The sequence below is a fragment of the Pseudomonas sp. VI4.1 genome, assembly GCF_002029345.1.
In the GTDB taxonomy this organism is placed as follows: Bacteria; Pseudomonadota; Gammaproteobacteria; order Pseudomonadales; family Pseudomonadaceae; genus Aquipseudomonas.
In genome coordinates this window covers 1-24,245 of record NZ_MULM01000099.1, presented here as the reverse complement: position 1 = coordinate 24,245, position 24,245 = coordinate 1, and the positions used below count along the sequence as shown (strand labels likewise).

The 24,245-nt window shown below is 61.5% G+C and carries 16 protein-coding genes and 6 pseudogenes; 3 read left to right on the top strand and 19 right to left on the bottom strand.

Annotated elements, in window-relative coordinates; translation table 11 throughout:
* The 5 genes and pseudogenes from BZ163_RS05035 to BZ163_RS05015 all read right to left on the bottom strand — a co-directional run.
* Positions 1–868, bottom strand: a pseudogene (locus BZ163_RS05035) (RND family transporter); the annotation flags it as partial.
* A 25-nt stretch (positions 869–893) separates the two neighbouring features.
* Positions 894–1,968, bottom strand: a pseudogene (locus BZ163_RS05030) (WD40/YVTN/BNR-like repeat-containing protein).
* Between the two features lie 157 nt (positions 1,969–2,125).
* Positions 2,126–3,481, bottom strand: coding sequence for a DUF1329 domain-containing protein (locus tag BZ163_RS05025; RefSeq protein WP_128870017.1), 1,356 nt, complete (start codon positions 3,479–3,481; stop codon positions 2,126–2,128).
* Between the two features lie 40 nt (positions 3,482–3,521).
* The gene (locus BZ163_RS05020) at positions 3,522–5,393 is read right to left on the bottom strand and encodes a DUF1302 domain-containing protein (RefSeq protein WP_128870016.1); all 1,872 of its coding nucleotides are present in this window, start codon (positions 5,391–5,393) and stop codon (positions 3,522–3,524) included.
* Between the two features lie 95 nt (positions 5,394–5,488).
* Entirely contained in the window at positions 5,489–6,061 is a 573-nt protein-coding gene (locus tag BZ163_RS05015) for an alpha/beta hydrolase (RefSeq protein ID WP_128870015.1), read from the bottom strand.
* A 247-nt stretch (positions 6,062–6,308) separates the two neighbouring features.
* On the opposite strand from BZ163_RS05015, the gene BZ163_RS05010 reads away from it, so the two are divergent.
* Positions 6,309–7,331 carry an AraC family transcriptional regulator gene (locus BZ163_RS05010; protein ID WP_128870014.1) on the top strand — a complete coding sequence of 341 codons (1,023 nt, stop codon included), beginning with the start codon at positions 6,309–6,311 and terminating at the stop codon, positions 7,329–7,331.
* 308 nt (positions 7,332–7,639) lie between these two features.
* Here BZ163_RS05010 and BZ163_RS05005 read toward each other — a convergent pair whose 3' ends face one another.
* From BZ163_RS05005 to BZ163_RS35400, 10 genes and pseudogenes are all read right to left on the bottom strand, one after another.
* Positions 7,640–8,650 carry a YeiH family protein gene (locus BZ163_RS05005; protein WP_128870013.1) on the bottom strand — a complete coding sequence of 337 codons (1,011 nt, stop codon included), beginning with the start codon at positions 8,648–8,650 and terminating at the stop codon, positions 7,640–7,642.
* A complete protein-coding gene (locus tag BZ163_RS05000) occupies positions 8,647–8,973 on the bottom strand; it encodes a Rieske 2Fe-2S domain-containing protein (protein WP_128870012.1) in 327 nt (108 codons plus the stop codon). The genes BZ163_RS05005 and BZ163_RS05000 overlap by 4 nt, the downstream gene beginning before the upstream one ends.
* Positions 8,970–9,631 (bottom strand): annotated as a pseudogene (locus tag BZ163_RS04995) (DsbA family oxidoreductase). Before BZ163_RS04995 ends, BZ163_RS05000 begins: the two are co-directional and overlap by 4 nt.
* A complete protein-coding gene (locus BZ163_RS04990; RefSeq protein WP_128870011.1) occupies positions 9,628–10,956 on the bottom strand; it encodes an MFS transporter in 1,329 nt (442 codons plus the stop codon). Before BZ163_RS04990 ends, BZ163_RS04995 begins: the two are co-directional and overlap by 4 nt.
* A gap of 109 nt (positions 10,957–11,065) precedes the next feature.
* Positions 11,066–12,118, bottom strand: coding sequence for a 3-keto-5-aminohexanoate cleavage protein (locus tag BZ163_RS04985; protein ID WP_128870010.1), 1,053 nt, complete (start codon positions 12,116–12,118; stop codon positions 11,066–11,068).
* Positions 12,119–12,196: 78 nt separating this feature from the next.
* Entirely contained in the window at positions 12,197–13,045 is an 849-nt protein-coding gene (locus tag BZ163_RS04980) for a TauD/TfdA family dioxygenase (RefSeq protein ID WP_128870009.1), read from the bottom strand.
* Positions 13,046–13,059: 14 nt separating this feature from the next.
* On the bottom strand, positions 13,060–14,040 hold the full coding sequence (locus BZ163_RS04975) for a quinone oxidoreductase (protein WP_128870008.1): 981 nt from the start codon (positions 14,038–14,040) through the stop codon (positions 13,060–13,062).
* A gap of 139 nt (positions 14,041–14,179) precedes the next feature.
* A complete protein-coding gene (gene cydB / locus BZ163_RS04970; RefSeq protein ID WP_128870007.1) occupies positions 14,180–15,181 on the bottom strand; it encodes a cytochrome d ubiquinol oxidase subunit II in 1,002 nt (333 codons plus the stop codon).
* A gap of 11 nt (positions 15,182–15,192) precedes the next feature.
* Entirely contained in the window at positions 15,193–15,702 is a 510-nt protein-coding gene (locus tag BZ163_RS35405) for a cytochrome ubiquinol oxidase subunit I (RefSeq protein WP_256578946.1), read from the bottom strand.
* Positions 15,662–16,579 carry a cytochrome ubiquinol oxidase subunit I gene (locus BZ163_RS35400; RefSeq protein WP_256578945.1) on the bottom strand — a complete coding sequence of 306 codons (918 nt, stop codon included), beginning with the start codon at positions 16,577–16,579 and terminating at the stop codon, positions 15,662–15,664. The genes BZ163_RS35405 and BZ163_RS35400 overlap by 41 nt, the downstream gene beginning before the upstream one ends.
* A 409-nt stretch (positions 16,580–16,988) precedes the next feature.
* Between BZ163_RS35400 and BZ163_RS04960 the strand changes: the two genes are divergently transcribed.
* Complete coding sequence (locus tag BZ163_RS04960; protein WP_128870006.1) at positions 16,989–17,348, top strand: Rap1a/Tai family immunity protein; 360 nt, start codon at positions 16,989–16,991, stop codon at positions 17,346–17,348.
* Positions 17,349–17,439: 91 nt separating this feature from the next.
* Positions 17,440–18,659: pseudogene (locus BZ163_RS04955) on the top strand (MFS transporter).
* A gap of 50 nt (positions 18,660–18,709) precedes the next feature.
* On the opposite strand, the gene BZ163_RS04950 reads toward BZ163_RS04955, so the two are convergent.
* From BZ163_RS04950 to BZ163_RS04935, 4 genes and pseudogenes are all read right to left on the bottom strand, one after another.
* Entirely contained in the window at positions 18,710–19,372 is a 663-nt protein-coding gene (locus BZ163_RS04950) for a hypothetical protein (protein WP_128870005.1), read from the bottom strand.
* A 33-nt stretch (positions 19,373–19,405) separates the two neighbouring features.
* On the bottom strand, positions 19,406–20,968 hold the full coding sequence (locus BZ163_RS04945) for a lytic transglycosylase F (RefSeq protein ID WP_128870004.1): 1,563 nt from the start codon (positions 20,966–20,968) through the stop codon (positions 19,406–19,408).
* A 190-nt stretch (positions 20,969–21,158) separates the two neighbouring features.
* Positions 21,159–22,936 (bottom strand): annotated as a pseudogene (locus BZ163_RS04940) (acyl-CoA dehydrogenase C-terminal domain-containing protein).
* A gap of 6 nt (positions 22,937–22,942) precedes the next feature.
* A pseudogene (locus BZ163_RS04935) lies at positions 22,943–24,245 on the bottom strand (RND family transporter); the annotation flags it as partial.

Here is a 24,245-nt window from a genome sequence, read left to right as displayed (position 1 = left end):
CCACCAGCAAAGTGCTGCGCACACAGCGGGTGTAGCAATAGATGATCAGCAGCGAGGTGACCACGGCCAGGCCGAAGAACATCATCACCTGAATCAGCCCGTCGATCAGGTCGCCCATCAGCTTGGCGAAACCGATCACCCGGATCTTGTAGTGGCCCTTGCCCTCCTCCCCGGCCTTGTGGGTCGCGCTGTCGCCGGCGAATTCGATCTTGTCGCGCAACTGCGTTTCGAGCATCTGCGAAAAGGCGTGGTAGTCGATGCGCTGCCCCGTGGCCGTGGCCTTGTCCAGCAGCGGCACGATCAACATGGTGGACTTGAAGTCGCTGGCCACCAGGCTGCCGACAATGCCGGCACGGCTGATGTTCTGCCGCAGCTGTTCGATGTCCGAGGGCGAGCCCTTGTAGGTATCGGGCATCACCGGGCCGCCCTGAAAACCTTGCACTGTGACTTCGGTCCAGCGCACGCCTGGACTCCACAGCGACTTCATCCAGGCGCGGTCGACGCCTTCGGTGAGGAACAGCTGGTCATTGACCTGCTTGAGGACCTCAAGGTAGTGCGGGTCGAAAATATCGCCCTGGGTGTTTTCCACCACCACCCGCACCGAGTTGCCCAGGCCGCGCAGCGACTGGCGGTTTTCCAGGAAGTTCTTGATGTACGGCTGGCTCTGCGGAATCATTTTCTCGAAGCTGGGGCGCAGCTCCAGACGCGTCACCGCCATATAGCCCAGCACCAGGGTGACCAGTGTCATGAGCACCATGAACAGCGGGCGGTAGTTGAATACCAGCCGCTCCAACCGATTGCCGGAGCACCGATCGAAGTCCCGCAGATCGCGGATGACCGGCATGGTGTCTTGCTTGATATTGCCCATGTCTGGGTACTCGCAGTAATTTTTCTTATTTGACCGACAGTGCCTGTACACCACGGCTACCCACCACTACCAGCGAACCATCGGCGGCCTGGCTCACACCGGCCACAGGGGTCGGATCCTGCTGTGCCAGCAACTGCAGCCGCGTACCGCCCGCCTGACTGACCAGCGCATGTCCAGCCTGGGTGAACAGCTCGTACTGCCCTTGGTCATTGATGATCGCTGCCGTGATGCTGACCTGCAGGCCACTCGCCAGCGGGGTCCAGCTGAGACCACCATCGGTGCTGCGAAACACATTGCCGCCCAGGCCATAGACGAGCACTTCACCGGGCTTGCCGACCACGCCGAAGTAGCTGCCCTGATAAGGCGTCGGCACGGCGGCGAAGCGCTGCTGCGTGTCATCCCACTTCAGCAGCAAGCCCTGTTCGCCGGCGATGTACAGCGCGTCACCGGTGGAGGCGATGGCGTTGAGGTGAAAGCCTTGCGGGTTGTCGGTGCGATCCTGGAACGGTGTCCAGCTCTGGCCACCGTCTTCGGTGCGCAGGATCAGGTTGAACACGCCGACCACATAGCCCAGCTTGTCGTTGGCGAACCACACATCGAGGAACGGCTTGTCCGCCCCCTGCTCGACCAGCCGCTCACCTTCGGCGACCAGCAGCGGCCATTGCTCGTTGGCCGGGTCGCACTGGCCAGCGCCCGCATAATGCTTGACCACCCGCGGCGCCGATCAGGCGACCGTCGAGCTGCTTGCTCCAGGTCGCGCCGGCATCGCCGCTGTGCAACACGACCCCATCGTTGCCGACTGCCCAGCCCTGCCGGGCAGACGGAAAAAACACCGCCGTCAGGTCACTGCTGAGTGGAACACTGGCCTGCGACCAGTGCTTGCCAGCGTCATCGGAATAAAGAATATGGCCACGCTGGCCGACAGTGACCAGGCGCTCACCCGCACGGGCGATGCCAATCAAAGGGCTACGCACGGCCAACGGACTCGGCTTGGCCGGCAGATCCAGTACATCCACATAGCTGGTTGCGTGAGCGACACCCTGCAACAGCATCAGCGTTGAGCACAGCAGCATCAGCACGAACTTTTTCAAGGAACCCATACCGCACCTTCTAAGAGAACGACACCCGCAAAGCACACGAGGTACAGGCCGGCGTCGGAATCGGTAACCCAAGATGAACGACGCTCCGGCCGTCCATCTTCCAGTCACTCTGCCGGGGGACCACAAGGGATCGCCCCGGACTTTCATCGTCTGCCGCTTAGCGGATACCGGACCCTGCCAGTGCATCCGGCGCCCACTGCGCCTTCGACAGTGGCTCGATGTATTTGATGCCGCCGTAGGCGCCCGTGATGCCGTTGATGTTGTAGGAGCCACCCACCAGGTCGTAGATCATGAAAGGCGAGACATCCGGGATCTTTTTGTCGTAACTCTGGCTGAGGAAGGCGAAGGAGCCACGGTAGAGCTTGCCGCTCGAGTCATACTGGTCGGAAGCCAAAGCGATCCAGCTGTCTTCATCCAGGTACATGCGGCGCTTCTGGTAGATGTGGCGCGAACCGGATTTGAGCGTGCCTTCCACCACCCAGACGCGGTGCTTCTCCCAGCGCACATAGTCGGGTGCGATGTGGTTGGGGGTTGTCAGCTGCTTGGCGTCCACTGCGTAAGTCAGCTTGTAGGTGTTGTACGGCACCACCATTTCCTGCTTGCCCACCAGTTTCCAGTCGAAGCGATCCAGTGCACCGTTGAACACGAACACATCGTCGTAAGTACCGGCACCGCCGGTACCCGGGTTAGGCGTGTCATAGGCCAGGTCCGGCGCCAGCTTCACGCGGCGCTGGCCAGGCAAGTACTGCCAGCTGCGGCGTGGCTGCGCCAAGGGGTTGGCTGTATCCTTGAGCATGATCGCCTCGCCCGCACGGCGCGCGGGACCGGTGTAATACAGCTTCATCTGGAAGAACACGTCGGTGCTCTTGAACGGCTTCGACATGTCGTCGTAGATCGGGTAGTTCGAGAACGACAGCGCCGTGGTCGACAGTGTCGGTACACCCGCCGAGTCGACGTTCCAGGAGTCATATTTGACATTGCGATTGCCGCCGACACGCAGCAGGTGGTTCCACATGGCCTCACTGCCCGAGGTCGGGATCGGGAACGGCACGCCGGGCAGCAGGTTATCGATGGACAGGCCGCCATCGAGGGCCTTGGTACCGGTGGCATTTTTCAAGCTGTTGTCCAGCACCGCCTGAGGCAGGGCGACAGTGCGGTGGGTCGGGAACACATTGATGTGGAAAGTGGGATAGCGCCTGGCAAGCTCGGCCGTGGTGGCCGTCAACTGGCCCTTGTACTTATCGACGTTCTTGCCATCGATGACCAACAGCGGCTTCTCGTCGGCAAAGGGATCCGGACGCATGCCGTCGCCCGCCTTGAAGCCGGCTGGAGCGGTAGTCAGCCCGCCGGTGTAGGCAGGAATCGAGCCATCGGCATTGGCTGCCGTCTCCGCGCCCACGTTGGTCAGGCTGGTGCCCAGCTTGGCGGCTTCCTGCGCCGACACGGCCGCATGGGCCTGGCCGGCAATGACGGCCGCCAGGGATGCTGCCAGCATGCTATTTAGGAATTTCATCTGAATTCTCTCCACTTTGTTGTTGTAATCCGGGTGTCAATCAGAAGGTGGTTTTGAACGAAGCCGTGATCATCCCGCGGTCCTTCAGCAGGGGCGCCAGGCCTGCCTGGGAAGTGATCTGGCCAGGGATGCAGCGGTATTGCCCTCCACTGCCGGGGGTGTTGTTGTCAAATCCGGTTTCACAGGTATTGAAAGGACCAAAGGAATCGACGTACTTGAGGTCGAACTTGTACTTTTGATAGACGTCCGCGGCGACGCCGATGGAGTAGCTGCCGGTGTCCTCGCTGCCACCCAGCTGGACGGCCGAGTTGCCCTTGAGGCCAACGTTGTAGGACATCGGCATGGACATATCGACGCCCGGGAACACCTGGAACCAGGTCGGGGTGAAGTTGGTCGCGATGGAGTAGGCATTGGTGTCGACTTTGTCGACCCCGTGGTAGCTGGAGTTGCCCTTGAAGGACTGCTTGCCCTTGTCGACGCTGACCAGATGGGTCATCGATCCTTCGACAGCCAGCGAGGAGGAGTCCCACAACGGCGTATTGCCAAAGCTCACGATGCCGTTGAGTACCACATGGAACGTCTTGCCCCGGGCCGTTCCGGTATCGCCTTTGCCCGGCACGGCACCGATCAGGTTGTCGCCATTGACCAGCCCCTGATCGGCCTGCCCCCTCAAGGTCGGGTTGATGGTGGTGAAGTTGCTCAGCAGCGGCATGTTCTCGCGGTAGTTCACATCGAGACCGACGCTGACCGGGCCCACCCCCTTCGACAGGCTGATGCCATAGATGTCGATGTCGTCGGCATAAGCGGCCAGGTATTCAGCGCCGGTGAGTCCCGGCAGGCCTGGCGCTTGCAGGTTGGGCGCATTGACGAGCACCACCGGCATCGGGTCCGACGTGTTGCGGTAGTAGAAGCCCAGGGTGCCGTCCAGCCATTCCGGGCTCCACTTGGCCATCAGGCCGAAGTCGCCGGCGTTGTGCGGCTTGACGTCATGCCCGCGCGAGGTGCCGTAAAAAGCCCCGGCCCCGTTCAGCGCCGTCGGTACCGGCAGCCAGAACACGTCCCCGCCTTCACCGAACATGTCGTAGCCGCCCATGTACGTCCCACCCTCGGGCAGACGGGTGTTGCGGAACTCCAGGAAGTACTGCGCGCCCAGGGTCAACTCCGGATTGACCGTGAACGACATCGACAGCTGGTTGCGCGGCAGGAACAGCTCTTTGGTTTCGGTGCCCGGCACGTTGTACAACTTGGCCAGGTCCAGGGCCGACTGACCGTAGTTGATGCCGTTGGCCGCGTTGAACAGGGTCTCGCCCCAGTACATGTTGTGCCGGCCGAGCTTGGTGCTGAACATCGACTCCTCGCCGACCTCGGTGCTGTAGAACACGAAGGCGTCGAGGATCTCACCGGAGGGGCCGTTGTAATAACGGTCGCTGTAGTTGCTCAGCCCATGCTTGCTTGCAGCGTGGCCGTTCAGCGAGTCGCCAGGCTGGATCGCGCCGGACTGACGCGCCGCCACCAGGTTGCCCGCATTGCCCTGCTGCCCTGGGAACGGGTTGGAGTTGGAACCGACATTGTCATAGGCATGGTCATACCAACTCGCGGCACTGACACGAAAGCCCATTTTCCGCTGGTAGACCACATCGAGCTCGGTCAGCAGATCGACCCGCTGGGTCACTGCACTGCCGACACTGAAGTTTTTGTCGCCGTCGTTGTAGTTGGAGGCGTTGGCGATCTTCGAGTTCTGGCCTTCCACCCGTTGACCGTAGCTGGTCTTGAGGGTGTTATCGAAGCGCACGGCCCAATCTTCACTGCCGGTGTCGAGTTCAAAGGCATGGGCAGCCGGCAAGGTGGCGAGCATGACGGCGCTGGCCAGCAAGCTGAGACGCAGAGGACGGTATCCTGGCGTGGTGTGCATTACGTTGTCTCCGTTTATTGTTGTTTTTGTTTTTTTGGCGCTAACAACGACTCACATCCGGTCCTTGCAGTGATGCGAGTTTCTTTCAGGCAGTTTTATTGAGCTGTTTGCACCCCACGATCCAGCGTGCGGATAAAGTCTTCGGCCTGCGGCCACTCGCCGAATCCGGCGGCGGGATTGAGATGGCCTACAGCACCGAGGTTGACCAGTTCACTGCCCCAGTCACCGGCCATCCGGGTCACGGATTCGAGGCTCGCGAGGTGGTCGTTGGTACTGGCCGCGACGATCGAAGGGAACGGCAGCGGCCCTTTTGGCAGCGGATCCCAGCCATTGGCCCGCAGGCTTTCAGGGGTTGGATAAGCGGCCGGCCAGCTGGCCTCGAGGTTCGGCGGTGCGGCCAGCAAGGCGCCCTTGATCGGGCGGTCATGCAGGGCGGCCCAGTGCACCACCATCAGTACGCCGGCACTGTGAGCCACGAGGATCACCGGACCGGAAATCTGCTCCAGCTCGCGCTGGATCGCTTCCACGCGTGCGGCCAGGCTGAGCTTGTTCGCTTCCAGTGGCGGTACTGAGCGGACCTTGTCCAGCTTGGCTTCCAGCAACGTTTGCCAATGCGTTGGCACATGGTCGCGCAAGCCTGGAACTATCAAAATCGTGGTGTCATTCATCGCGCTAATTCACCTTTGGACAATCCATCGAAAGGTCCGCCAATCGTTCGAACCCTCCAGCAGCACAGTAGGATTCGGCTGGTCGGAGCGCGTTACATTTAGCGTCAGTCACTTCCCTTTTGATGACAGCCGCGCAGAAATAGATTTGCGCGCGAAGCTATTTTCATTTCATGACAAAGTCTCTATAAATGACAGGTAGCTGCACCAGCGGGACCTCGGTTGTCACTAAATGGAATGAATGCACGCCATGACCATTCAAGCTCGAACCGCCGTACTGACCAACTACCAGGAGGTGGCTCGCCATCTGGGGCTGAACGCGAACGCGCTTTTAGCCGAGGTGGGCTTGACCCCTTCGCTCCTCAGCGATCCCGATCAACGCATCCCGGCCACCGCCAGCATCATCCTGCTGGAGAAGTCAGCGCACCTGAGTGGCTGTGAAACCTTCGGCCTGCGCATGGCGGAGCTGCGGCACCTGTCGGACTTTGGTGAAGTGAGCCTGCTGCTCAGTCACCAGAACACCCTGCGCGACGCGCTGAAAGTGATCGTGCAGTACCGTCACCTGCTCAACGATTCACTGGCGGTGTTCGTCGAGGAAACCGGCAAGACGGTGATCATTCGCGAGGAACTGGTCACCGATATGGGCACGAACAACCGCCAATCCATCGAGCTGGCCGTTGCCGTGATGCACCGTTTTTGCGCCGCCCTGCTCGGCGCGCACTGGCACCCGACCAGTGTCTGTTTCACCCATGACGCGCCGGCGGACCTTTCCGTGCATCGACGGATCTTCGGCTGCAAAGTGGAGTTCGGCTGCGAGTTCAACGGCATCGTTTGTCCCGCCAGCAACCTCGACACCGCCAACCCCCTGGCCAATGAGGCCATGGCCCGACACGCGCAACGCTACCTCGACTCGTCCCTGATGGGAAAAAACGGCCATTCCCTGGCGTTCGACGTGCGCAAATCCATTTACCTGTTGCTGCCCATGGGCCGCGCGACCATTGCGCAGATCGCCCAGAGCCACGGCATGAACGTGCGCACCCTGCAGCGCCGCCTGGATGAAGAAGGCGCCAGTTTCAGCGAATTGATCAGCAGCGTGCGCCGCGACCTGGTGGTGCGCTACCTGGAGAACCCCGGGTACTCGCTGGGACGGATCGCCGACATGCTCGGCTACTCCATGCCCAATTCATTCACGCGCTGGTTCATTTCCCAATTCAACATGCCACCTGCCGCCTGGCGCAGCGAACGCAAGATCGTGCCGCGCAAAGACAGCTGAGACCTGTAGGAGCCGGCTTGCTGGCAATGGACTCAAATGCCCCGCGTTTCACCAGACCGTACGCGTTATCGTTAACGACCTTCGCTGGCAAGCCAGCTCCTACAGGGATCGGGTACATCCGCAAAACACGGGTCGGCTGTCGGGGCGCCTTCGCTGGCAAGCCAGCTCCTACAGGGGACCGTGTCCCCGAAAAAAAAACGGCCGCCTGCTGGAGCAGGCGACCGCAAAAGGAGCGCATCCGGGGGTGCGACGCCTGACTCACGCTCGAGCTGTGCGCGCAGGCGTGCTACCCCCAATAGAGCATCTGTTTACAAGCCCCAGTGCATCAGCAGCAGCACCAGGACGACGAGGAAGACGGTCTCCCCCACCATCAGCAGGATCGGCTTGATACCCACCGCAGCCAGCTCCTTGAGCTGGGTCTTCATGCCCAGGGCGCTGATGGCGATCACCAGGCACCAGCGCGACAGTTCGTTGGTGAAGCCCTGCACTGCCGGGACGATCCAGCCGGTACTGTTGACGCACGCCAGTATCAGGAAGCCCACCGCGAACCAGGGCAGCAACGGCGGTCGTTTGCCGGGCAGGTCGCCGCCTTGCATGCGGGACATCATCGCCGCGCAGACAATCACCGGCAGGAGCATGGCCACGCGCATCAACTTGACCACGGTGGCGGTATCGCCCGTCTCGGTAGACATACCGTAGCCGGCGCCCACGACCTGGGCAACGTCGTGGATGGTGGCACCGAGGAACACCCCGGCCTGCTGGGGATTGAGTTCGAGCCAGTTGGCGATCATCGGGTAGACGATCATGGCCATGGTCGACAGGGCCGACACGCCAATCACGGTGAACAGGGTGGCGCGTTCCTTCTGTGGATGATTGGGCAAAGCCGCCGCCAGCGCCAAGGCTGCCGAGGCACCGCAGATCGCCGTAGCGCCACCGGTGAGCATGCCGAACACCCGCTGGAACCCCATGGCCCTGGCCGCCACCATCGAGACGATAATGGTCACCGCGACCAGGGTCACGACCAGCGCGACCGGTTTCCAGCCCAACGCAGCGATCTGCTCCAGGGTGATGCGCATGCCCAGCAGCGCTACCCCGATGCGCAACACGGTGCGGGCGGTGAACTCGATACCGGCCTTGCATTTTCCATCGCCTGCCAGAAAGTTCAGCGCCATGCCGAGCAGCAGCGCGAACAGCATCACCGGCGCACCGTAGTGCTCGGACAGGAAGCTCGCCGCGGCGGCGACGATCAGGCTGACGATAAAACCGGGGGCCAGTTCGCGCGCACGGCAATGAACATAGGCCAGGGCAATGGCACTCATACGGCGGATTCCTTGGAAGCGATGACAATGAACACTTGGCCGTCGATCACTTCGACCGGGTAGTTGGCAACCTTCACCGCGGTTGAATTGAGCATGTAGCCGCTGGCCAGGTCGAAGCGCAGGCCGTGGGCACAGCACTGGATCACCTTGCCCTCGAGGCGGCCGCCACAGAGTGAGGCCCCCTGATGCGGACAGCTGTCGTCGATGGCGTAGAGCTGGCCCCCGACATTGAACAGCGCCAGGCTGCTGCCCTCGGGCTCGAACAGCGAGCGCATGCCTGGTGCCGGGACTTTCTCGGCCGGTACCGCAATGCGCAGGCTCATGCCGGACTCCCGGCCGCGTCTTGCGCAAGGGCTTGCTGCATCCGCCTGCAACAGCACCTCGGCCGGCTGTGCACCGGAGATCGCCTGGCGACGGTTGAAGATGAAATAGGGCACGCCCCTGGCGCCCATCCCGCTGTCGTCGTAGGGACTGCCAGCGCCCTCCAGGCAGTCGACCAGGGCCTCGCGCGGGTAACCGCAGGACTCGGCGATCGTCAGCAAGGTGGCACTGTCGCCAAGGTCCTTGCCTTGATCGAAGTAGGCGGCGAACAGCCGTTCCAGCAAGGCGTCACGCTGCGCCACGCTCCCCAGTTCAGAGGCGCATTCCATCAGGCGATGGGCATCGGCGGTATTGGGCATAGTCTTGATGCCACTGAAGTCGATGCTCAGGCCGACGGCCGCCGCGGCCTGCCGGACTTGCGCCTGGCGCGCTTGCACGGCCTCGGCACTGCCCAGGCGCTGGCGGTAGAACTCGACAAAGGGCACGCCCTGCGCCGGCTGAATGCGGCAGCAGTTGCACGCCATGCCAGGCCAGCTCCAGCTCGACGTCCGGGTGGCTGCTGCGCAACGCCATGAGTGCGCGCTCGAGCTGACGCTTGCCGATCAGGCACCAGGGGCAGATGAAGTCGAAAAATGCATCAATACGCAGGATCCCCTTCACGACGACACCTCCATCACGGCTTTAGTGGACGCGTCATCGACATCCTTGCCCTGCACACGGGCAATGTCGTCGAGATAGTGACAGCGGATATAGAAGAACACCGCCGCTGCCGCGATGCTCATCAGCGGTATGAGCTGGAAGGCGCCGTGCAGGCCGATATGGTCGGACACCCTGCCGGTGACGAAAGGTCCCGGGGCCAGGCCGAGCATGTTATTGACCAGGGTCAGGGCGGCAAAAGCGGTGCCATGCACTTTGTAGTGGGTCAGGTTGGCGATCGTGGCAATGGTCGGGCCGTTGGTGCCCGTCACGAACAGCATGGCCATGCCGATCAGTGCCAACTGGAGAGGGCCGACCGACTGGATCAACGCCAGCGACATCAGCAGGCAGCTGCCCAGGCAGAACGCAATGGAAAGCTCGATCTTGCGCAACGGCGATTGACGGCTCAGGCGGTCACTGAGCATGCCGCACATGATCGCCCCGCCGCCGCAGCACAACACCATGACGCCCGCCACGACGCCGGCCTTGCCCTCGCCCATCCCGTAATAACGGTTGAAGTAGCTCGGCATCCACACAATCATGCTGCCGGCAACGAACGTCTGCAGACCGCTGGCCACGTAAGCGGCGATCACCGAACGGGTGCCGTACAAGGTACGCAGCGGACGCTTGACCGTCCCCTTGAGTTTGCTCCCGGCCGCGGCCAGGCGCTGCGGGGCAATGCGGGCTTCCTTGACCACGATCGGGTAAATCGCCGCCAGCACCAGGCCAAACAGCGCCATGCTGGCGAACGACCAACGCCAGCCCAGCTTGACGGCAATCGCCCCGCCCAGGGAGATACCCAGCACCGAGCCAAACATGGCACCGGCCATGAAGGCACTGGCGAGGGTCGCACGCATGTTCTTGGGAAATACCGATACCACCACGGCAATGCCAACACTGCCGTAGGCCGCCTCGCCGACGCCGACCATGAAGCGCGCGATCAACATCTCCTCGTAGTTCTCGGCCAAGGCGCAGCCTAACGTGGCCAGGCTCCACAGCAAGGCCATCAGTGCCAGGCTCTTGACCCGGCCAAAGCGGTCGGCCAACAGTGACAGGGGGATGGTCAGCGTACCGACCATCAAGGCCACGATGCCGCTGAGCAGGCCAAGCTGGCCGTCGCTCAGAGCCCACTCGCCCTTGAGAATCGGGAACACGGCATTGAGTACTTGCCGTGACATATAATCTGAGATCAACAAGCCAAAGGTCAGTGCGAATACGGCCCATGCGTACTTGCGCGGAATGCCAACTGAAGTATCTTCTGCATCGTCCACAGTGCTGTGATAGGCCATGCTGCCTCCTCGGTGTCTTGCACCCGTCTTGTTATTGTTTTGGTCTTGCTCAACGCGTATCAGGTTGGCCGGGGCAGGCTCCCTTCAGCGACCTGCCCCGCCCTCCGCATCACCCGCGCTGTGGTACGCCCTTCTGTCCCGCTTTGCGATTCGGCGCCAGGCCGTTGGCCAACAGGGTTTCTTCAATGGTCTCGTATTGCACGCCGATACGGTAGATGTCGCGCGCCTCTTTGCCGCTGGCGATCTCACGACCCAGCTCGTTGGCAATGCGCACCGTCTGCTTGACCTGCTCCACGGACGAGAAACGCTTGCCGTGCTGATCGATAATGGTGTCTTCGTTACCCAGGCGTGGATGCAAGCCCATGGCCATGGCGATGGTGTTGAGTGGCAGCACGTTCTTGAGCAACGACTCGGCAGTCAAGGTGCAACCGTCCGGCACGCGATTGATGAAGTTCATCAGGTTCATCGGGTTCGGACCGTCGAAACCGCCACCGATACCGATCCAGGTCAGGTTCATCGGGCCCTTGTAGACGCCCTTGCGCACCAGGCGCTCGAGGGTCTCGTAGGCATGGATGCCGGTCAGCTGGAAGTGCGGCTGGATATTGCTGGCCTGCAGGCGCTTGAGGTGCTCGGCGACAAAGGCCGGACCTGCCGGTACGGTCATTTCGGTATAGGCGGCGTGGGTAGCCGGATCAAACAGCGAGGTGCCTTCAATGCCTTCCGGAAACAGCAGCTCCGTGATCGTCATCTGAATGGTGTTGATGGCGATGGTGACCTGATCGGGCTTGGGCGTCAGATCCGCCAGCATGTGCCGGGTATCGTCGGACAGCCACAGCGCATCGGCGCCCTCGCCTTCAGGCGCAAAGGAAATCGAACCGCCGACCTGGATGATCATGTCCGGCACGGCTTCACGCACACCGGCGATCAGCTCGTTGAACTTGGACAGGCGCTTGGACCCTTTACCGTCCAGTTCACGCACGTGCAAGTGCAATACGGTGGCGCCTGCTTCATAGCAGTCGACAGCCGCCTGCACGTGTTCGTCCATGGTCAGCGGAATGTCTTCCGGAAAGTCGCCAGGCATCCACTGGGGAGCGTAAGGGGCGACGGTAATCACCACTTTTTCCATGGTGTCCGGGTGCAGGGAATCGTCGAAAAACTGCATGATTATCTCCTATTTTTGTTTTTGCCTGCCCGACAGGCTGTACGGCGCAGGCTTTGGCATGGGTGCAGGTGAAGTTGCTCAGTAGGGCTTGTCGCCCATGATCGTGGCGCGCTCCATCTTGCGATGGCACGGCGGGTAATCCATGACGGCGTAGTGCTGCGAGCTGCGGTTGTCCCAGATGGCGATGCTGTTGGGCTTCCAGCGCCAGCGCACCTGGTACTCCGGAATGTGCGCCTGGCTGGTCAGGTGACGCAGCAGCTCGGACGCGCCCTGGGTGAAATCCTGGCCGACACGCACTCGCTGGGCCGTGTGGAAGTTGGTGAAGTGCGTGGTGAAGGAGTTGACGAACAGCACCTTTTCGCCAGTCTCCGGATGAGTGCGCACCACGGGGTGCTCCGCGTCCGGGTACTGGGCCTTGAGCGCCAGGCGCTTTTCGATCGGCATCGCCGCACCGAAGGTCGCCTCGATGCTATGACGGGCGCGCAGACCTTCGATCTTCGCCTTTATCTCGTCCGGCAGATGCTTGTAAGCCTCCACCATGTTGGCCCACATGGTGTCGCCACCGACTGGCGGGCACTCCAGGCAACGCAGCACGCTGCCCAGCGGCGGCGCCTCGCGCCAGGTGGCGTCGGTGTGCCAGGAGTTCTCGTAACGGTCGATCGGACTGTCCGGATTCTTGTAGACCTGGACCAGGCCCGGGTGATCCGGGTGGCTGCCGATGACCGGGTGATCCTCCAGTTCGCCGAAGCGTCGGGCAAAGGCCGCATGCTCGGCGCGAGTGATGTCCTGGTCGCGCAGGAACAGCACCCGATGCTTGAGCAGTTGGACGCGGATCTCGGCGAACAGGCCATCGTCATGGACGGCGTCAGCCAGTTTGACGCCAATCAGCTCTGCGCCAATGCTGCAGGTTAGTTGTTCGACTTGCATGGCGGCAGACCTCCTTAGATGACGAAGATCGATGAACCGGTGGTTTTGCGCGATTCCAGATCACGGTGCGCCTGCACGGCATCCTGCAAGCTGTAATGCTGGTTGATCTCGATCTTGATCTTGCCGCTGCCGACCAGGTCGAACAGCTCACCGGCCAGTTCGGCCTTCTCTGCCGGGTCGGCGATGTAATCCGCCAGTGCCGGGCGAGTCACGAACAGCGAACCTTTCATCGCCAACAGCGCCGGGTTGAATTCAGGAATCGGGCCGGAGGCGGTACCGACGCAGACCAACAGGCCGCGACGCTTGAGCGAGTCCAGCGAGCCCATGAAGGTATTCTTGCCAACACTGTCGAACACCACATTGACGCCGACGCCGTCGGTCAACTCACGCACGCGCTTGGCAAAGTCTTCGTGGCTGTAATTGATCACATGGTCGCAACCATGAGCGCGGGCCACCTCGGCCTTGGCCTCGCTGGACACCGTGCCGATCACGGTCAGGCCCAACAGCTTGGCCCACTGCGAAACAATCAGGCCGACGCCACCGGCGGCAGCGTGCAGCAGGATGGTGTCACCGGGCTTGAAGTCATAGATGCGGCGCATCAGGTACGAAGCGGTCAGGCCGCGCATGGTCATGGCCGCCGCAGTCTCGAACGAGATGCTTTCCGGCAGTTTGATCAACGGTGCAGCCGGGATCAGGCGTTCGGTACTGTAGGCACCCAGGGTGTTGAGGAAACCGGTGTAGGTGACGCGGTCGCCCACCTGTACGTTGGTCACCCCTGCGCCGATGGCCTGGACCACGCCGGACGCTTCAACCCCCATGCCGTTCGGCATCGGGATCGGGTAAGTGCCATTGCGAAAGTAGGTGTCGGCATAGTTGAGGCCGACCGCTACGTGACGCAGCCGAACCTCACCAGGACCGGGCTCGCCGACCTCGACCTCTTCAAAGCGAAGAACCTCGGGACCACCGGTTTCATAAAATCGTACGACTTGGGCCATGCTTTTTTTCTCCAATCAGCGTTCTGGGTGCACTACGGCGATTACGTTGATTGGAATGTAAGCTGCAGGCGGTCCGGTCGCATCTCATCAAACGACAACGCCATCACATTTCATGACAAACCGCGTCGCTCGGTTGCGGTCAATCACGCTCGGCACGGACCTTCCCGCTGAAGACCCTGAAGCCGTAAGTGTTGTATAGGAGCGTCAGCGGTATCAGCACGGCGAAACCGACCAGCATGAACAGTTGGCTGGCCGGGCTGGAGGCGGCAGCCTGCAACGTCAGATCCGGGGGAACGATCAGCGGGTACAGCGCAGCGATCATCAAGACGAACGCCAGCACGAAGATTGCCAATGCCGCGAACAGGGGCAGATAGTGTCGGCGGCTGCGAAAGCCCAGGACGAAGCTGATCGGCAGTGCAACCAGCAACACGGCGGCGGGCAGCCAGATGAGAGGGTCTGACAGCCGATGCAGGTATCGGGCATCCAGTGTCGCAGTCCAGGCCACCAGCACGGTCAACAGCAACACGGTTACGCTGGCCAGCACCTTCGCCTGGCGGGCCGATCGTTGCTGCAGTTCTTCTTCGGTACGCCAGTAAAGCCAGCAGGCGCCCAGCCAGGTGTAGCCCACCACGAGCACCGCACCACAGTAGAGCGGGAACATCGCCAGCCACTCCCAGCCGTCGCCACTGTACTGACCGCCTTGATGGGGCACGCCCTGCACAAGCGTACCCAACACCATCCCCTGCGATCCACCGGCGAGCAGTGACCCCGCTGCCAGCAAGCCATCGACACCCCGCTTGAGCCTGTCGCTGCTCGCGTAGTCACGAAACTCCAACGCCACCGCGCGCAGAATCAACGCGAGAAACATCAGGATAAAAGGCAGGTAAAGCGCCGGCAGCAGGACGGCGTAGGCCAGCGGAAACAGGGCGAACAGGCCGCCGCCGCCCAAGACGAGCCAGGTTTCATTGGCATCCCAGATCGGCAAAATGGTCACCGCCATGGTCCGTCGCTGCCGGCTACAGCGGGTCAGGCCCAGCAGCACGCCAACGCCAAGATCAGTGCCGTCCAGCAAGACGTAGTTCAATACCGAGAACCCGAGGGCTGCCGCGCAAAGCAGGGTCAAGACATCATTGTCCAACATGTCGCATGCCCTCAGGGATCGCCTGTCTCGTCAGCCAGCTCAGGCTGCGGCCCCGGCTCATCCTTGTGCGCAGGGTCACGCAGTATTCGCAGGAGCACCCAGAGGCCAACGCCGAATATCAGCAGGTAGAACCCCAGGATCACCCACGTCGACCCGACCACCTGCTGTCGGGACACCGACGACAGGCTGTCAGCGGTGCGCAGCAAGCCATAGACGGTGAACGGTTGGCGGCCCACCTCCGTCACCACCCAGCCGCTGAGCATCGCGAGAAAACCGGCCGGGGCCATCAGCACACCCCATCGGAGCAGCCAGCGCGCGGCGTATAACCGTTGTCGCCAGCGCAGCACCAGACTGGCGATGCCCTGCCCCAGCATCAACAGGCCCAGGCCGACCATGAGGCGAAAGGCAAAAAACACCACGGGCACCGGTGGGATGTCCTGCGGCGGGAATTCATCCAGAGCGGCGATGCTGCCACTCAGGTCATGCCGCAGGTACAGCGAACCCAGGCGCGGAATCGCCACCTCCAAATGGTTGGCGCCGCTGCGCCATGTATGGAATGGCGAATAAGCGCAGGGGTTCCCCCTCACCCTGGGCCGGACGAGTCCAGGAGGCCTCGACCGCGGCGATCTTCTGTGGCTGAACCTCGAGGCTGTGCCGACCATGCAGGTGACCCGCCACTATTTGCAGGGGTGAAAGCACGACAAGCGCCCACAACGCCATGGAGTATTGAAGGCGTGCTCGCGGGTTGCGGGGCGCCTGTAACAATTGCCAGGCGCTGACCCCGGCCACCAGCGTGGCGGTGCCAAGGAACGCGGCCAACGTCATGTGCACCAGCCGATAAGGGAACGACGGATTGAAGATAATCGCCCACCAGTCTTCGGCCACAAAGCGCCCATCGATGCCCAGGGTGTAACCGGCGGGCGTCTGCATCCAGGAATTGGCGGACAGGATCCAGAATGCACTGATCAGTGCGCCGAGGGCCACTGCGCAGGTGGAGAAGAAATGAATCCTGGGGCCGACCTTCTTCAAACCGAAGAGCATGATGCCAAGAAAACCCGCTTCCAGAAAAAACGCGGCAAGCACTTCGTAGAACATCAAGGGGCCGAGGATGTCACCCGCCCTGGCTGAAAGTCGCGACCAATTGAGTCCGAACTGATACTCCAGTATCAGGCCCGAAGCGGTGCCCACCGCCACGGTCAGGGCAAATACTTTCAGCCAGTAACGATAAACGTCCAGGTAGACCTGTTGCCCACGCCACAGCCACAGCGCTTCGAGCGCCAGCAAAAAGTTGGCCAGCCCGATGGTAAGGGCGGCCAGCACGATATGAAAGCTGATGGTGATGGCGAACTGGGCACGCGCGGCCATCAGCGCCGAGCCAACCGGGTCCATGCTGTCCATGACACCTGTCCGGTGCAGTAGTTGTCGGTGGACTGTGCGCAGTGCCAATGATTCCGAAAGATAGGGGCAAATAAAGCCGGTCGGTTCCCACGACTGAAACCCCGGTGGTGTATCTGGTCGAGACGCTGGCCTCGCCAGACAAGTTGTTCATCTTTTCCATAAGAAAGGGCCTCACGGCCCTTTTTTTGTACTTGAAACTAAACTTGGTTGATCAACCAAGACTCTACTGTCGACTATGGCGCGCGGCGGACATGATCGAGCCAACACCGCGGCCGGAACTGATACAAAAACTGGCTATTGGCACGGAGAGCCTTGCGAAAAACTTATGCGGTAATCGCTTATGTTTATAGGTCCTTCAATATCGCGATCGCACCGGCTAGCCTCTCCCGAGTCACGGGAGAATGCACTTTTGATCATACGAATCGGACTGGTCGCATGGGTATCGCTGCTGGGGTGTGGTCAGGCCCTGGCAGACGGGAACAACTTGCTGATGGCGTGCAAAATGATCGGTCAGAAGATTCCAACTGACGACTACAGTGCTTTTGAAAGCGGGTTGTGCATCGGGCTGGTCCAGGGCGTTCGCCAGACGCTGAGCGCATACGCCGACCTCTTGCCGAAAGAACAACGCATCTGCGTTCCACGGGCAGTGAACAACAAGGAAAGCGTGGGCGTCGTCGTCAAGTATCTGGAGGCCCATCCCAATCAGTTGAACCTGCCGGAAGTGGCACTGGCGATTCAGGCACACCGAGAGGCATTCCCCTGTAAATGACTGATTGACTGAGCCGTGCAAAGTGGCGCTGGATGCCATGCCAAACCCATTTTCGAGGCTCATGATGAAAACCACTGACCCGTCGGGTGACATGTCGGCTACCGCGCCGGTCGAGAAGACGTCAACCCGCACCGGCTGGCGCACCATGCCTGGCGGCATCTGGGCGCTGGGTTTCGTGTCGATGTTGATGGACATCTCCTCGGAGATGATCCATGCCTTGTTGCCGCTCTACATGGTGACGGTGCTGGGTACTTCCGTTCTGGCGGTGGCCTGATCGAGGGCATCGCCGAGGCGACGGCTTCGATCACCAAGGTATTCTCCGGGGCACTCAGTGATCGATTGGGCAAGCGCAAACTGCTCGCGGCGCTGGGTTATGGACTGGGGGCGCTGTCCAAACCGATCTTTCCCCTGGCGGGCTCGCTGGACTGGCTGATCGGTGCGCGCTTTATCGACCGTATCGGCAAAGGCATTCGCGGCGCCCCACGCGATGCGCTGGTCGCCGATATCACGCCACCGGCCATTCGGGGGGCGGCTTTCGGCCTGCGTCAGACGCTGGATACCGTGGGGGCATTCCTGGGGCCGTTGCTGGCGATCGGCTTGATGTGGCTGACCGCGAACCACTTCCAGACGGTGTTCTGGGTGGCCGTCATCCCGGCCTTCCTTGCCGTCGCGGTGCTGCTGGTGTTTGTACATGAGCCCAAGCAAGCGCCAGGGAAACGCGGGGTGCGTGCGCCTTTGAGCCGGCGGGAATTGGCCCGACTGGGCGCCGGCTACTGGTGGGTGGTCGGTGTCGCGGCGGTGTTCACCCTGGCGCGTTTCAGCGAAGCCTTTTTGATCTTGCGCGGTCACGACGTCGGGCTGGCGCCGATGTGGGCGCCAGCGGTGCTGGTGCTGATGGGGGTGGCGTACTCACTGTCAGCCTATCCCGCAGGCGCCCTGTCTGATCGGGTCGGCCGCGTGGCGGTGCTCGGCGCAGGTCTGTTACTGCTGGTCGCTGCCGATCTGACGCTGGCCTTCGCGCCGGGTATCGGTGGTCTGGTCGTTGGCGTCGTGTTATGGGGGCTGCACATGGGCTTTACCCAAGGGATATTCGCCGCCCTGGTTGCCGACCGCGCCCCGGCCGAACTGCGCGGGACGGCTTTCGGCATGTTCAATCTGTTGACCGGGCTGACCTTGCTGCTGGCCAGTGTGATCGCCGGGGCGCTGTGGGATACGGTAGGCTTCCAGGGCACCTTCTTGATGGGGGCAGGCTTTGCTGTTCTGGCTTTATTGGGATTGAGGGTGATCCAGGCGAAAGGGCAGGCTCAATAGTAAAGAGCCGCACACCTGACGCACGAGTGAATACTCTGCATACAAACAAGTCATCCACCGAGCGCGATGATTGCCGTGATCAGGACAGCACCGGTGACTGCCAACGCAACACCGCCTTGCCACGGTTTTGCGCCGGCGTATTTCGCCAGCAACCAACCGGCGATGAACAGCACCGCGAGTCCGACCAGGTTAGAGGCACGTACGGCAAGGTCCGTCCGGTCGAGTAACAGAAACGGCACGACCAATGGGAATGTCGAGAACACCACCAGCAGGAAAACACCCACGGCACCCTTGAAATCATCCCAGCCGAGGCGTGGCGGCAAGGGTATGGATGAATACTCGAGCACGCGGCGACGCAGCGACTCCAGCTCATCCGTACCCACCGCTGCTGCAATACGAGGAGGCAACGCATCGGCAATCAGCGCCTGGCCGGTGGCTGCGTCGGCCGTACCGCGCAGGCTGATCCGTAGCGTACGGTTGCGAGTGCGCTCGATCAGCGTTCGCAGTAGATACATCACGGCATCCGCAAGGCCCCAAGCGAGGTTGCAACCCAGCGCGGCGATCATCATCGTCCGTTCCGCTTCCTGGCCCGCCGTCGCCACGCTCATCGTGCCCGTGAAGGTCATCGCCATGAGCAGGCCAAAGATCACTTCCGTAATGCGCTCGACCGGATCCAGCACGCGTGCCCGCTTTTGCGCTTCTGTGCCTTGCATGCTGTCATCCTCTGTCTAGACCACGCGGCCCCGTCACAACGCAGCCTTGCTCTGATCCTTGAGCTTCTGCGCAGCCTCTTCTTTCGCCGCCTGGGCTTCAATGAGCAATTGGTAGGCAATATAGTACTTGTAGATATTACTGACGTAGGTCACCGTTTCCGCGCCGATCTTCTCGGCGGCAATGTACTCGACGTTGTGGAACCAGACGTTCGGATCGAGTCCGCGGGTAACGGCTTCCTTGCGCAGCCTGGATATTTTGCCCGCCCCTGCGTTGTAAGAAGCAAAGGCGAACAGGGCTTTGTCCAGATTGGTCATGGGCTCCTTGCCGTAATATTGGTCGATCATCCAGCGCATGTACTTGATGCCGGCGTTGATGTTCGGCTCGACCTGAGCAATGTTGCCGACCCCCAGTTCCTTGCCGGTGGCGGGCATGACCTGCATGACGCCAATGGCGCCGACCTTGCTCTTGGCGGCCTGATCCAGTCGGGATTCCTGGTATCCCTGGGCGGCCATCAGTATCCAGTCCACATCGTACTGGTCCCCGTACCGCTGGAAGTACTGCACCAATGCGCTGAACTTCTTGCGTTCCGACTCGGAGACGGCAGCCTTCACATAGTTATCGTTTTTAAAAAATCGCGCCAGGATCATGTTGCCGATGGCGGTACCCTGACCGTGACGCGCAATGAAATCGTCGGTAACCGCCTTAAGCTGCGGGCTGCCCTTGCGCATCGCCCAGGCAATGTCGCCGCCGGAGCGTAAGACGATGTCTTCGTGCACCGTGATAGTCGGGAACACTTTCTTCCAGAAATCCGCTTTGTGCTTGTCCACCACGATCAGCGGAATCATGCCGGCGTTCAGCATCTCGATCAGATCCTCGTCCTCCAAAGCCTCCGGTGCCTCCTTGAGGATGACCGGTGCTTTGTTCTCGTTGGCGAAGCGCTGGTTGAGGGCTGTCAGGCTCTCGTAATAACTGGAGGACTTGCGAACGAAGACCACCTGCCCCGCCAATTCGTCCACGCTGGACACCGCAGGCGAGTCGGCACCGGAGACCACCACTTCGCTGACGTTGCGATACACAGGTAAAGAAAAGTCAACCTGGTGCTTGCGCTCCTCAGTCACGGTCAGGTTGGACGCCGCAATATCGCCTTTGCCGGCAGCCAGCGCCGGCAGCAGTTCATTCCGTGCGACCGGAATCAACACCACCCGCACTTTCAGAGCCTTGTGTTTGAGCCTGTTGTCCTTGGCCAGTTGCTTGTTCAGATCCTCCTCGAATACCCGAAAAAAGTCGTAAGTCGTACCGCGCTGGGCACCTCTGTCGACAAAATAAAAAGTCTTGCTGTAAACCGTCAGCACTCGGATGATTTGTCGATCGATCATCCCGTCGAGATCGCCGGTCCAGGGTTTCATGGCGGTATCGAGCGAGAGGGTGAATTGCTCACGCTGTGGTGCCTGAGGGGACGGTTTTTCCTCGGCTGCGCCATGACCAGCGCCGGTGAAAAGCGCCAGCGCGAGCGCCACAACGGCGCGGATGATCAGCGCTGAGCGTGCAGAAGAACGAACCACAGGGTGTATTGGCAGATCGCGCGCGCCAAACATGGTCGGTGCTCCACACGGAGTTTTCGTCTGAGTGTTTCAAGCGGCTTCATCCCTGAAATCAACAGGGAGATGCAAAGACCGCAAGCACATGGAAAGCTTAGTTCAGACTTGACCTGTCACAACGCAAACCATCGACAACGACGACGCTTTTTCGCCTTGAAACCGGGTGCGCGATTCACGGGTGAGCGCATCAGAATTGATCGGCATCCAGCAGGTACAGACTTTCGCTGCCGGCCTTGACCGAAGCGGTCAACGAGTAGATCCGCGGCAACAGGCGCGCGAAGAAAAAGCGCGCAGTCCCCAGTTTGCTCCGGTAAAAAACCTCCTGATCCTGCCTGGACAGCGCGGTACGTGCCATCAGGGCCCACATATAGGCATAAGCGGTATAGCCGAACACATGCAGGTATTCGACCGAAGCCGCACCGACCTCATTCGGGTCGTCCTTGGCACGTTCCAACAGCTCGACCGTCATCTGCTGCAGGTTGGTGACGGCAGCCGTCAGCGGCTCGACGAACTCTGCCAGTGAAGCCTCGGCACTGTCGGTGAAGGCCTTGATCTCGTCGGCGAAGTGTTTGTAGAACGCCCCGCCGCTGCCGAGCACTTTACGACCCAGCAGGTCGAGTGCCTGGATGCCGTTGGTGCCTTCGTAGATCTGGGTGATGCGGCAATCGCGGATCAGCTGCTCCTGGCCCCACTCGCGGATGTAGCCGTGGCCGCCGAACACCTGCTGGCCATGTACCGTGGTTTCCAGCCCCATGTCGGTGAGGAAGGCTTTGGCCACCGGCGTCAGCAGGACGACCAGTTCTTGCGCGCGTTGGCGGGTGGCGGCGTCTTCGCTGAATTTGGCGGTGTCCAGTTGCAGCGCCACGTAGCTGGAGAAGGCGCGGCCGCCCTCGTTCAAGGCTTTCATGGTCAGCAGCATGCGCCGCACGTCCGGGTGCACGATGATCGGGTCGGCGGCCTTGTCCTTGTGCTGCGCACCGGTCGGCGCACGGCTCTGCAGGCGGTCGCGGGCATATTCGACGGCGTTCTGGTAGGAGCGCTCGCCCAGAGCCAGGCCCTGGATGCCGACGCCCAGGCGTTCGTAGTTCATCATGGTGAACATGGCGGCAAGGCCCTTGTTCGGCGCGTCGACGATCCAGCCGGTGGCGCCGTCGAAGTTCATCACACAGGTGGCCGAGGCCTTGATGCCCATCTTGTGCTCGATCGAACCGCAGGACAGGCTGTTGCGTTCGCCCAGTGAACCGTCGGCATTGACCATTAGCTTGGGTACCAGAAACAGCGAAATGCCTTTCGGGCCAGGCGGCGCATCCGGCAGCCGGGCCAGCACCAGGTGAATGATGTTTTCGGTCAGGTCGTGCTCGCCACCGGTGATGAAGATCTTGGTGCCGCTGACTTTATAGCTGCCATCGGCCTGGGGTTCGGCCTTGGTGCGGATGATCCCCAGATCCGTACCGGCATGGGGTTCGGTCAGGCACATGGAACCGGCCCAGACGCCGGCGTACATGTTCGGCAAATAGGCGGCTTTCAGCGCTTCGCTGGCATGCGCGTTGATCGACAGGCAAGCACCGGCGGTGAGCATCGGGTACAGGCCGAACGACAGGTTGGCCGAATTGAGCATTTCCTCGACCTGGGCGCAAATCACCTTGGGCATGCCCATGCCACCGAACTGCGGGTCACCACCGACACTGGCCCAGCCGCCTTCGGCGTAGGCCTGGTAGGCCTCGGGGAAGCCCGTCGGGGTCTTCACCGCGCCGTTGCGCCAGGTGCAGCCTTCTTCGTCGCCGCTGCGGTTCAGCGCGCGATGGCCTCGGCAATGAGCTTGCCGGCTTCTTCCAGGACGGCGCCGGCGGTGTCTTCGTCCACCACTTCGGCCAGGGCCGGCAATCGGCTCCACAGCCTGGAGACTTCGAACACTTCATTGAGCACGAAGCGCATATCGCGCAGGGGGGCTTTGTAGTCAGACATCGTTGCTTACTCGGAAGTGGTCAGGGCATGTGGCATGTCCTGACGTTGGGATATACCGGTTTTAACCGTTTGCGCCACAGGGGCTTGCGCAACGGAGTGACGCAGCAGGAAGTACGACAGGGCTGGAATCAGGATCAACGCCCCGAGCATGTTCCACAGGAACATGAAGGTCAGCAGGATGCCCATGTCGGCCTGGAACTTGATCGGCGACCAGACCCAGCACACCACACCGGCGGCCAGGGTGATGCCCACCAGCCCTACCACCCGGCCGGTGAACGCGACCGCGTTGCGGTAAGCCTGGGACAACGAAAGACCCTGGCGTTGGTTTTGCAACTGCACGCTGAGCAGGTACAACGCGTAATCCACGCCGATGCCGACACCGAGGGCGATCACCGGCAGAGTCGCCACCTTCACGCCAATGCCCATGACCACCATCAATGCCTCGCAGAGGATCGAGGTCAGCACCAGCGGCAACAGGGCCACCAGCGTGGCGCGCCAGCTGCGGAAGGTGATCAGGCAGAACAACGTCACCGCCGCGTAGACGTACAACAGCATGGTCGGTTGGCCTCGCGCACCACGATGTTGGTCGCCGCCTCGATGCCGGCATTGCCCGCGGCCAGCAGGAACTGCCGGTCCGGGGTGCTGTTGTCCTTGGCGAACTTGTCGGCAATGGCCACCACGGCGTCCAGGGTTTCGGCCTTGTGGTCCTTGAGGTAGGCAATCACCGGCATCAGCGAACAATCGGTGTTAAACAGCTCCGGGGCGTTGACCGAGGCCTGTTGCGCCGCGTAGTTCAGCACGTCCTGGTTGCGCTGGATGCTGTTGAGCTTGGGGTTGCCCTCGTAGGTGCCGGCGGTGATCTGCCGTACCGCATTGACCAGCGATGTTGTGGCTTGCACGCCGGGATACTGCTGCAGCTCCCAGGCCAGGCGGTCGGCCAACACCAGGGTCTGATAGTTCAGGCAACCTTCCGCCGGAGTCTTGATCATCACCGCGAACAGGTCGCTGGACAGTGCGTAGTGGCTGGTGATGTAGGCGTTGTCACGGTTGTAGCGCGAGTCGGCCCGCAACTCCGGTGCGCCACTGTCCAGATCGCCGATCTTCAGTTGCAGGCTGACCATGAAGCCGCCAATGCCCATCAGTACCGCGACCAATACCGCCCCGGTCGCCCACCTGCGGGTGGTGAAGCGATCGAGCATGTCCCACAGTTTGCCAAAGCCTTTGTGCCCTTCGGCACGGGTGTCGATTTTCAGCGCGCGCTCGGCCGCCTTCGCGCCGACGCCGACATAGGACAGCGCCACCGGCATCA